This window comes from Paenibacillus sp. MZ03-122A (assembly GCF_024213325.1).
GTDB classification, from domain to species: Bacteria; Bacillota; Bacilli; order Paenibacillales; family Paenibacillaceae; genus Paenibacillus; species Paenibacillus polymyxa_B.
In genome coordinates, this window is sequence record NZ_JANAVI010000001.1 from 307,689 (window position 1) to 319,055 (window position 11,367).

Sequence of the window (11,367 nt, forward strand, 5' to 3'; positions counted from 1 at the left end):
TGTCTAGGCTCTTTGCTGTGTCTATGTAGGTGATGATTTTAGTGGGTGAAGGAAGTATCTAACAAATATTGGATGTGCGAAAAGAAAGGGAATGCCCCCCCTCTAAATATTATCCAAATGCCTAGCAATAGGTGCTTTTTCGTTACTATAGACCCATTACCTAAGACATGGTAAACTATTGGTATTATTTGAGAGGTGGGACTAATTTAAATGAACTCGTGTATTAATTGCAATAATCCACTAGAAGATGAAAGTTTATTTTGCAACAAATGTGGAGCTAAACAAAAAGATGATCGGCAGTTTAACGATAATCATGTTGATTCAGTCGATAATTCAGTTATTAAAAATAAACGAAAATTATCTAAAAAAATTCTATTTATCACCGCGGCTATCTGTGTATTGTTTATTGTGTCAGTTGTTATCTATTTAAATACTCCTGAACAAAAGGCTAGAGCAACAGTGGACAATTACTTAAATGCCATACAACATGGTGAATCTGTAAGTAAATTTAAAAATGAATATTTTACTGATTATGTAAATGTGTTGGATTTCAAATATATTAACACTAGAGAATATTTAAGTTATGACGGTAAGCAAACTCTCACCCTTGATGAAGATTGGTACAACAAATATGAGAAACAAAAATTTTCTAGCTTTATGGGTTTTTTGATAGTTAAGGAAGCTGAATATAGAGAAAATACAGATTACACTATTCTAGAGAGCAATAGTGAAAAATTAGTTGTCAGAGACAATAAAGTTGGACATTCATTTTCCTTCTTATACGATATGCAAGTAACAAACACCTCAGGTACTCCTATCTATAAAAGGGTTGTATTTGATGTCGACAACTTCTCTGGTAAATATAAAATCTCTGATATCATAGAAAAGTACTAGTACAGACACACTATAATAACTCTTGCGATCTTATAATTAACTGATGCAGATAGTTGCTTTTCCGTTTGTTTATACTCTTTATAGAAAATGAAATCGATTTCGAAAATATTAAGATAGATGAATAAGTAAAAGCGCCTGAAATGGGCGTTTTCTTGGATTTATTTAAATATGGAACAAAATTCTTCCTTATTATTGGTACAGTGTGCTAATATACTAGGTATATAATACCAAAAGGGGTTGTGGAAGAGTGAAAAATAAAGTATTAGCTAGTTCATTCGCCTTAGTATTAATTCTATCCAGTGCTACAGCATATGCTCATCCGGGTAGAACTGATTCGAATGGTGGGCATTATTGTCGTACTAACTGTGCTAAGTGGGGGCTTCAAGACGGGGAATATCATTATCATAATGGCGGAGGATCTTCTTCAAGTAGTTCCTCATCTTCGAGTTCGAGTAAATCGACTCCTAAAAAGAGCACTGCAAAGCCTAAAGCAGCGAAGCCAGCTTATAAAGAATCGGGATTAAGAGTTTACGTGAACGGAAATAAATTAAGCTTTAGTAGCGAGCCATTGATTTATCAGAATACAAACTTGGTTCCTCTTCGTGAGATTGCAGAAGGTTTGGGTGCTACCCTGAACTATGATAATAATAGTGGTACCATTGGCGTAACTAAAGGAACTAGCAAAATGACACTTACCATTGGAAGCAAAAAAGTATTTTACAATGGATCATCTGAAACAGTAAGCGCAGCACCTAAAGTAATAAAGGGAGTTACATATGTTCCTGCTCAGGTTTTTGCTAGAGGATTAGGTGCAGGAATTGAATTAGACAGTATTAATAACTCTCTAAAAATAACATATTAGAGCCATGTAAATAAGCTAGAGAAGTTTTTTGACTACCTTTAATACACCAAAAAAAGTATCACAGTTTTTAGAAAGTTACATAAAATCTGTGATACTTTTTCGCTTGTATATTGATAATGAGTTGTAAGTAAAACGATGATTTTATACAGATAAAGGGGGATTACATAATGGGGTTAAAAATGATGTTTGGTGAAGCGGACTCATACAAGAACTCAATTTACAGAGAAACTGTGACCACTTATAAGTTTATTTCCGAACTAATGATTGCAATGGCTAAGTACAATAAAATTGTTGATGTTCTAAAGACAACATCAGGGGATTTGTTTGGTTATGACTTGATACTAAATTGTGAAAATGCAGTGAAGTTGGTTCAATTAAAAACGACAGTCAATACTTCGAAATGGGTTATTAAAAATAAGCTTCTGAAAAATATAAATGGAGAAGTTATAGTTATTTATCTTAGTTTTTTTGATGAAAATGATTGGAATTTTCGATACAGAATTTTAGACAAATCAAAAGTAGTAGGAGTAAATATCCTACCAGATAATGGAGAAACTATAATCAATGAAACTTTGCTTGAGCCTGAAAGAGATATTGACCATCTTGCCGTCTATCTGTTTCGAGAACTAGATTTTACCTAATGAATGTGTGAATCGAAATTGATTTAATTTGTGAAGAAGAGGTGCAAACTTAACAGATTTTTTTAAAGATTTAGAGCACATTAAATCTCTTAATGTAAAGCATTCTGAAGTTATTGAGTATTTATCCTTTCATGATGAGAGAGGAAGAGTGATTGTTTGATGAATCGTCAAGCCCTAAAAGGATTCTTTTTAATTTGCCTTATAACAGCCCTCATACATAAGTGGTTACTTGTTGGCTTTCTTATACTAAGTACAGTTATTTTTGTGATTGAAAAATTTGATAGTTATGAGATGAGTAAAGCATATAGAACAAGAAACCGTAAATGATTTGGGAAAACGATAATTTTATAAGGAGACATACCATGCCTTTTTTCGTTATAAACAAGATACCTGTATTTTTAACTTGGGATAAAGATAAACAATTACGTGAGGAGATTTTTGGTATTGAGAATGTCTTTGGGAGTTATATTCAGAGGTACGGACAAAAGAACAATCACCAAAAAAAATTCAAGAAGGCACTCTATAAAAAATATATTCAAAATAAAACGTCTTTTGTTAAAGAGTGGTCAGAATTTGATTTATATGATGAAGATGCAAAGAGTAATATTTGGGATCTAATCTATGATTATTGTGCTTATTATGGATGCGGATACATTTCAGATATTAGAGACGATGCAACCAATTTTATAGATGATTATATGGGTCAGAACTTTTTATTTCCTCAAGGTAGAACGTTTATGCTGAATTATTATGTAGCTCCGTATAATTGGCGATGGAAATACATTAGAAGAAAAAAAGGGATCACAATAACAACTGTAATTGATGCTACTAATGTAGAGAGAATAGTTGGTAATTTAGCAAACTTCACAATTTTTTATAAAGATCGTATTATTAAATGTGGAGAAGTATTTGACATAACATTAATCAATTGATTTTAAGTATAACTTTGGAAGATCATTTGAATGTCGAGGTATAAATTATGCACAATAATATTGAAGATATATATAATAATTTAATTGCTGACGAGAAACTAAAGAATGGAACAAAGTACGAAAGAATAACGGCTATAGTTTATAAATTACTTAATGAAGCTAATACAGTTTTTCACGATCTGAGGCTTAGAGGGAACGGTAAGAAAGCAAAGCATCAAATAGACGTTACTATAGAAAAAGCTGGTCAAGATAAAAGAATTCTTGTTGAATGTAAAGAGTATGACAAAGTAGTTGGAATTGGAATTGTACGAGATTTTTTTGGTGCAGTATCCCAAATTAAACCGGATGAAGCAGTAGTTGTTACCACGAAAGGTTTTACAAAGGGAGCCATTGATTTTGCAAATGATGAAGGCATTAAGCTTGCTATTTTAAGAGAAGCTGAGGATTCAGATTGGGATGGCTTGATCAGAAAAATCAAAATAAATGCTACATTAATAACCATGGGGACTCCTACAATAACGTGGTTAGCAATTGATGAGGAAGGTATAGAGAAGGCTAGACATTTACTGGGAGAGAATTGGGGTAAAGATGAAACGAAAGGAACTTTTGATGAATATTTCTACGATAGTAATCATGAAGTTATTTCAAACTATGAAGAAGTCTTTTATTCTGTTTTAAACAGAGCTAAAAGAATACCAAATGAAAAAACAGAAGGAAGATTTGAATTTGAAGAACCCGTATTTATTAAAATGCATGGACATTATATTCCAATAAGAGGTTTTGATTATGAATTTACTTCTGGAAAAAGTATTTTTGAAGTCAATATTGATGATGGGGGCAAGGTGGCTGTACTCTTGTTTGAAATTTTAAATAACGAATCTAGGAGCCTGATCTTTCAACATCAGATTGAAAAGTGGAAATTTACTGAAAATGGAGAGGTTATAAACAAAATTTGAGCTTTTGAAAATATTGCATAGATTGGGGTGAATATTTTCATATGAATTCAAACCAGCATTACACAATGACCTACACGCTAAACAGCGGTATTAAAGGAACAGTCAATCTATCCAGCAAACAAATTCAAGACTGGATAGAATCGTATCGTGTAGGTAGCAAATATGTAACTACAGTAGGCAAAGAACATTTTGGATTGAATCCTGAGCTTGTAGCAGATTTTAAGGTACATAATGAGTTTAGTGAGCAAAGGGAACAGGTAGCAGCTATACAACCGCCAGCAGCAAGTAAAGGCAGTGAACAGTTAGCAGATGCATACAGTCTGCACAAGGTGCTGATTCAGGTAGAATGTAAATGTGGAGCTTCCTTTATAGAAGAGTCAGCGTACAAGAGAAGTAAATGGGGCTGTAAAGAGTGCGGTGATATTGTGTTTCTGGATAATAAAAAGGGTATGGTTGATACAGAGAAGGGTAAGGCTTGGTATATGACCAATAGGTATTTTGTTGAGAGGTGAGCAACTGACATGTGTCGGTTGCTCTTTTTATATAACCCAAATAAGGAACATAGACTAATTGACTAATAATAATTGCGTATATGTCTATTTATTCTTTAAAATTAACATATAATGTTTTAAATAGATTTTAATGTTGACAAATAGGGAAAAAGAGGTAATATTATCTCGTGTAACATTTTCAAAAAAATTTTATTTGGAGGAAGAGAAAATGAAAAAGAAAATGATATTACCAATTATGGCAGCTGCTTCTTTAGTTTTTTCTCCGTTTGCTGGACATATTGCAAGCGCAGAAAGTGCAGAAAAAATTTTGGAGGGGACTAATGGTAGGGAAATTGTAATACATAAACCGGATGACATCTCTAGTGCAAAAATTGATGAACTTGTAAATCATATCAAGAAAGGGATTGAAGAGGATAGAGTTGGAAACCACAAGCTAGGTTTAAATAAAAATGTGTCGGAAAGTGTTTATGATAATGCAATTTATGATTACACTATTATAGCTGAAGATTATGTTTACAAATATGAAGAGGCTCCCGATAAAGCTCCAGAACTCACTATTGAGAAACCAGATGTTAAATACTTAACTGAAGGTCAAAACGACAGAATCAATACTTTAGCTTATAATATTGGGGATGGTATTGGAGGTAGACAGAATATAGTCAAAAATGGAAGCTACCTATCTACTTTGTTAAGACTTCCACTTGATTCACAAGTTGGTGAAGAGACGGCTGCCTATAACTATTCTGGATTCTCTTCAGGTGCATACGAAGCAGACATGGGACTAGTCTATGATTCTAGTGTTGGTTTAGGTTTAGCTGAAAAGGGATGGAAACCAACTATGGTCGTGAAAAAAGGTAAAGTAGGCAGTCCTGCTAAACTTATTGCAGACTATGCAGATGTACAAGGTGCAAATGCATACTTACCAAATTCCGATGTGAATTTGTATATATGGTATAATGATGGTGGTAAAGTAAGGATGAAGATCAATGGTACAGCAACATGTTCAAATCAGTCCTGTAGTAGCAGTAAAGATACTCCCTTAATTTCTATTATGGAAACTAATGATAGACTCGGCCTTAATAGCGTCGATCAATGGAAGCTTCTATCAACGGTTGTTTCAACAGATGATAGAGGACAGAATAAAGCTACCTATTCAAGTATTAAAGTAGACGGTGCCTCAGTCCCAAGTAGTGCCTTTAGTGCTCCGCTTACTGATTTTGCTAACATCAAACGCGATGGTAATAACACTGTCACTATAACTGTAAAAGGAAGTAATTACTAATGAAAAGAAATCTTTTTATAATGTTTTTAATTCTATTAATAGCAGCAGTTTTTTCTGGAGCGATTTATGCTGAAGAGGTATCCAAACCTAAAGTATACGTTAATAATGAGAAACTTGATTCCGAAACTTTTATTTCCTATTCTGGAGTGGCAATGGTTCCATTCCGAGATATCTTCGCAAGATATGATATGGAAGTGAAATGGGATAACGCACAAAAAACAGTAACGGCCTCAAGTAAGGACGGTTCCAATGTAATAAAATTGACTCAGGATAGTAATGATGGTTATGTGAATAATAAAAAGTATAATTTGACACAATCCCCGGCTTTAGTTAATGGAGTTTTATATGTGAACCTTAGGTTCATTAGTGAATCGATAGGTGCGAAAGTGAATTATGATAAATCATCACTTTCTATACACATAACTCTCCCTAAAGCTGCAAAAGAATAGAGACTTTGCCCCGGTAAATATTCCGGGGTTATTTTTTGTTTTGAATTAATATAAAGAAATAAACAGTTATAAACAAATAGCTGGACAGTCAGTGTTTAAGATTGGAAAACGACTGAAGCATGTTAAGGAGATTAAGGAGAATGATTTGGTGCATGGTGAGTGGGAGAAGTGGTTAAAGACAGTTGATCTTACTCCGAAAACAGCACAAAGAATGATAAAAGCTTTTGAGCAATTTGGAGATGCGACGTCGCAACTGCCAGTTAGTAAATTGTTTGAAATGCTTTCTCTACCTGAATCCATTGATCGTCTAGATTTTATTGATCAGGAACACACCATCCCCTCAACTGGTAAACAGAAGACAGTGAACGAAATGACTGTGCGTGAGCTGCGTGAGGTAAAGCTGAGTTTCTTCTATTATATAGAACCAGCTTGATAGAGTGAAAAAACATGAAAATAACACTTCCACTCCGCGATTCTTGTTACGATTACGATACGTGTTTGCTGTTTTCAAAAACATAGATAAATAAAGGATATTTCAAATTTGTATTTTACACAATTTTATTTATAAAACTTAAATACCCCTTGATATATTAAGCTTTTTTGCACATTATTTCTCGATACCTACGATTGAAGTCACGATACAAAGCAATTCTTCATAAATCCCTTTGTTTATCTATATTTTAGCTATTTTTTCGATACGGTAACGATGTAAATATATTATGGCACAATTTTGAACCACAATGACTCAAAAAGCCATATGGAGTAAGTGTTTTATCATCATATTATCAATTTTGACGATTGAGCTTCGATAAGGGTGTCGATACAGGTCTTCTTCTATAATGCGCTCAGAGTTGGCAATACCCCTATAATGGTTGACACAGCGTCAACATTGACTGGATGTACATCTATAAATCACACGAGTTCGATATTTTCTAAGTTGTACATAGGGTTGTACGTTGCGTAAAATGATAAACTTGTACAAACGAATGTGTCGTAGAAGTAGACTTCCACGCAATAATTATATTATAATGTGTCGTAGAAGTAATAGATATGGAGGAGCTAAGTATGGAAAAATGTTGCGTAGAAGTACAGCCATTCCTAAAAGAACAAGAAGCGCTTGGTAAGAGTGAAAATACTGTCCGTACATATATGAGAATAATGAATGCTTTTGTAAGCTGGATTGAACCCAATGGAGGAGAACTGAATGACTTAACGAGATATGATGTGCAAGCCTACATAAAATATTTAGAACAGGATGGAAAGAGCGCATCAACAGTAGATAAAGTGTTTGCTTGTTTGAGTGTGTATGCTCGTTTCATCTCTCGACCTGATGTTGTTAATCGGATTAAGCGTACTCGACCTCAAAGACAAACACAAACAGCCCCCAAGTCACTAAGCGACTTAGAACGGAAACGTATACTTCGTGAAGTTGAAAAGGATGGGATTTTACGAGATATTGCTATCATGTATGTTTTGATGCAATGTGGTTTACGTGTATCTGAACTATGCTCACTCAATCGTAGTGATGTAACTATGTCAGAACGTGGAGGGAAATTGATTGTACGCGAAAGTAAAGGTGGTGAGTCGCGTTTTTTACCACTAGCTGTTGATGTACGTTATCATATCAGTAAATACCTTGACTCAAGGACGGATGAAAACGAAGCCTTGTTTATCAGTAATGAACGTAAACGTATTTCAGTTCGAACAGTACAGCATATGCTAAGTAAGTATGGAACACATCCCCATGCACTCAGACATACCTTTGTGCGTACCCTTGTTAAATCAGGGAATGATATTGCAGTTGTGGCTGAAATGGCTGGGCATAAAGATGTAAATGTAACGCGCCGCTATTCTAAACCAGATGAACAAGAAATGATTACAGCAATTGAAAGAGCATTCTCATAATAATCATGTGTACACTACGTACACACTGCGGCTTAGATGATTTATGTCTAGGCTTTTTTGTGATAATATAACCATATATTGCCGCTCAATTTAATTAAGGGGGGATAGTTTACACCCAAAACGCCTATTAAATTTCCAAATAATGCAGCAGCACATCTAGCCCCACACTGAAGTTATATGAGCGAACGACTCAAGCCTTGAACAGTTTGGAAACCATCCGACATCGTACGATTTGCCACTGGGTAAAATATTTGAAATGTAGCTTTGCCTGAATCCGTTGATATCAATACGGAAAGTTTCCTGCATGGGGGATGGTTAAAATCATTTGACCATTCACTTTCTACAAATATACCCCTAGCACTTCCAATCCCCGACATAGCATAAATTTTACTCGATACCATCCCTAATATCATTAAGGTTGCTTATATGTTATACATCCAATCTAAGCTCAATTCATAGATTAATTACAAGGAAATACGTACATGACTATTTAATGGAGTAATTTTGTATTGGATGAGTTGTATTATGATTTTCTAAATAAATTATACATAACATAAAGACGATACTTTTAATCATGAAATCATTGCAAACTATCCCAAAAGGTATCTTAAGTACATATATGAAAGGTATATGATTTTATTCCAAAAGATGGTACAATCAAGAAAAATATTTTACTACTTGTTTCACAACTACATAATAAATTTAACTATGCATCGTATTCTTAGTCTACATTGAAAGGGTGGTTTATCTATGAAAGTTACACCCACGATTAGAGCAGAATTGGAACAATATCTACAACAAGAAGACTTAAACCTATCGCAATTTGGACAAATTACAGGGATGAATAGGGGAATAATAAGCAGCATTGTAACAGGTAACAAATCTATGTCTATTAATCAGCTTGATCGAATTACTGAAGCTATGGGCTTACCAGAGGGTCACTTTTACGACTTGTTCGTAGAAAACTACATCATCGACCATCCTCCGAATATGAGGCGAATTGAGCCATTTTTATATCGCTGTGCGGAGTTGGACAAGCTCGGTGTGATCCGTCGAGTGGTGGGAGCCATCATGGACAATCTACTCTATTCACCCAAGCTATTTGAAATTGCAGAAGGATTGCTGGCAAAGGGACGACATGAGGCAGCACTACTGCTCTATGAGGGGGTGGCTGAAGCGGAGAGATATCAACATTCTGAACGCCTAGCCATCTGTCAATATCGCATATTCAAGATTCAGGTTGGAGATGACCAAGAAAAGAATTTCCAATCAGCACTTCAATTTGAGCCATTTGTCAAACGTCTCGATGCTATAGACCAATTAGATGCACTTATAGATTTGGCTAATGTATACCGATCATTGCGAAAATGGGAACGCGCTAAGGAAGTTGCTAAGGATTTAAGGACTTTAGCCAAAGCTCAATACTCTTTGGATCATTCTCAGGAAAGGGAAGAGCGCAAACCTCTGCGACCGTTATTTTTTTATATCGCATTCAGTAAATCACTTATTGGCGGCGTTTATTATGAACAAGGAAAATATGAGTTGGCGTTACAAATTGCGTATGAGTCTTGTAATTTGGATTGGGTGAAAGAGACCGACGAAGAAGCATTGCGCTGGAAAAGCTTGTTTCAAGAATGGGGCGAGGCTAACATATGTTTAACTAAACTCATGGCTGGAGATACAAAGGTACTTCCTTTATATATTGATCTCATTTCAACAAATAGAGAGGAATTACTACCGGGTTTGTGGAATATAATGATAGTAGCCAATCGTTATAAATTAAATGTAGACAGTATTTTGAGTCAATTTGAGTGGGAAATATCCAAGATACATGATCAAGAAGGAAGACAAACGAATGACAAGCAGAATATTAATGATCAGCTTGTTGGCTTTTTGAGTGAATTAGCTGATTATTATTTGACCAGTGGTCAGTACGAAAAGGGAATTTGTTACTTATTAGACTGTATGAGAATATCCACTATAATCAATAATGAGCACTCTATACTTCGTTGCGTGAGAATGTTTGAACGTTGTCGCCAATTTGTCTCAGATGAAGTCAAAGTGGAGTATCGAAATTTAGTGGAAATGGGGTAATGGTATGAAACGCATAATCAAAGGGTTGTTCGCGACTACCTTCTTATTGGTGTTAGTAGCAAGCACACAAATAATGCACATTCAAGATTTTGGTATGTCACAGCCAATTTCTAACGGTGGTATCCAAGTGTTTGGATGGCATATTGGAAGCTAGTACATTTTAAATAGTGTGAAGCGTTTGTTCAAATGAAGAATATTAAGTCACATTTAAGGGTTGGACGGGATTATCCGTTTAGCCTTTTTTGTGTGTAAACAATTGATTGGAGGTGTGCTGGATGGATATAGGTGAATTAGTACAGTATTTAAATCGGATGAGTTCTAGCATTAGTGAAATAGGGGATAAAACTAGTTCAGGTTTACAGGACATTGAAACTAGATTGAGCAACTTAGATAGCACTCTTACTATGACTAATGTTTTACTCATCATTCTAATTATTGTTGTTGCCCTAAATACATTTCTAAAATGGAAAAACTCAAAGAATTAGTCATCAGCTCATTAAATATGTTCATTCATGAATGCCCCTATAGATGCCAGAAAGCTGCGACGATCTGGTTAGGGGCATATTCTTATAGATTGAGTATAGAAGCTACTAGTACATGAAAAAGACTGCGAGCCTAAAATACAATCCAGTATTTCTCAAAAAATTAGAATAATCAAGCAACACCTACATAATTGTAAAAACTTCTAACGTCCATAGAGGGATAAGGTGCTACGTTGATTCATGTAACTTATAACAAGGGATTATAATACTTTTGACATAGTAACCTGTCTATTGCAGTCCATTGGTCACATAATATAAAAGGAAATATCAGGATGATAGATGGATGTCCCTAAACATC

The 11,367-nt window shown here is 34.7% G+C and carries 12 protein-coding genes; all 12 read left to right on the forward strand.

The genetic code is table 11. From position 1 onward, the window contains the following. Nucleotides 1–210 precede the first annotated feature (210 nt). The 12 genes from NLX74_RS01480 (at nucleotide 211) to NLX74_RS01535 (ending at nucleotide 11,012) form a co-directional block, all read left to right on the forward strand. Entirely contained in the window at nucleotides 211–894 is a 684-nt protein-coding gene (locus NLX74_RS01480) for a zinc ribbon domain-containing protein (RefSeq protein WP_254327751.1), read from the forward strand. Between the two features lie 247 nt (nucleotides 895–1,141). After that, nucleotides 1,142–1,756 carry a copper amine oxidase N-terminal domain-containing protein gene (locus NLX74_RS01485; RefSeq protein WP_254327752.1) on the forward strand — a complete coding sequence of 205 codons (615 nt, stop codon included), beginning with the start codon at nucleotides 1,142–1,144 and terminating at the stop codon, nucleotides 1,754–1,756. A 167-nt stretch (nucleotides 1,757–1,923) separates the two neighbouring features. After that, nucleotides 1,924–2,397, forward strand: coding sequence for a hypothetical protein (locus NLX74_RS01490; protein WP_165084583.1), 474 nt, complete (start codon nucleotides 1,924–1,926; stop codon nucleotides 2,395–2,397). Nucleotides 2,398–2,759: 362 nt separating this feature from the next. Continuing rightward, nucleotides 2,760–3,329: a hypothetical protein gene (locus NLX74_RS01495; protein WP_254327753.1), complete on the forward strand. Its 570-nt coding sequence runs from the start codon at nucleotides 2,760–2,762 to the stop codon at nucleotides 3,327–3,329. A gap of 47 nt (nucleotides 3,330–3,376) precedes the next feature. Beyond that, nucleotides 3,377–4,285: a restriction endonuclease gene (locus NLX74_RS01500; RefSeq protein WP_165084587.1), complete on the forward strand. Its 909-nt coding sequence runs from the start codon at nucleotides 3,377–3,379 to the stop codon at nucleotides 4,283–4,285. Between the two features lie 41 nt (nucleotides 4,286–4,326). Continuing rightward, a complete protein-coding gene (locus NLX74_RS01505; protein ID WP_254327754.1) occupies nucleotides 4,327–4,797 on the forward strand; it encodes an SUI1 family translation initiation factor in 471 nt (156 codons plus the stop codon). A gap of 208 nt (nucleotides 4,798–5,005) precedes the next feature. Continuing rightward, nucleotides 5,006–6,079, forward strand: coding sequence for a YrpD family protein (locus NLX74_RS01510; RefSeq protein WP_254327755.1), 1,074 nt, complete (start codon nucleotides 5,006–5,008; stop codon nucleotides 6,077–6,079). After that, the gene (locus NLX74_RS01515) at nucleotides 6,079–6,528 is read left to right on the forward strand and encodes a copper amine oxidase N-terminal domain-containing protein (RefSeq protein WP_254327756.1); all 450 of its coding nucleotides are present in this window, start codon (nucleotides 6,079–6,081) and stop codon (nucleotides 6,526–6,528) included. The genes NLX74_RS01510 and NLX74_RS01515 overlap by 1 nt, the downstream gene beginning before the upstream one ends. Before the next feature lie 58 nt (nucleotides 6,529–6,586). Further along, entirely contained in the window at nucleotides 6,587–6,961 is a 375-nt protein-coding gene (locus tag NLX74_RS01520) for a DUF3102 domain-containing protein (RefSeq protein WP_483311645.1), read from the forward strand. 632 nt (nucleotides 6,962–7,593) lie between these two features. Next, nucleotides 7,594–8,433 (forward strand): tyrosine-type recombinase/integrase, encoded by an 840-nt coding sequence (locus NLX74_RS01525; protein ID WP_254327758.1) that lies wholly within the window; start codon nucleotides 7,594–7,596, stop codon nucleotides 8,431–8,433. Nucleotides 8,434–9,183: 750 nt separating this feature from the next. Then, a complete protein-coding gene (locus NLX74_RS01530) occupies nucleotides 9,184–10,527 on the forward strand; it encodes a tetratricopeptide repeat protein (RefSeq protein WP_254327759.1) in 1,344 nt (447 codons plus the stop codon). Nucleotides 10,528–10,802: 275 nt separating this feature from the next. Further along, nucleotides 10,803–11,012 (forward strand): hypothetical protein, encoded by a 210-nt coding sequence (locus NLX74_RS01535; RefSeq protein WP_254327760.1) that lies wholly within the window; start codon nucleotides 10,803–10,805, stop codon nucleotides 11,010–11,012. Nucleotides 11,013–11,367: the final 355 nt, after the last annotated feature.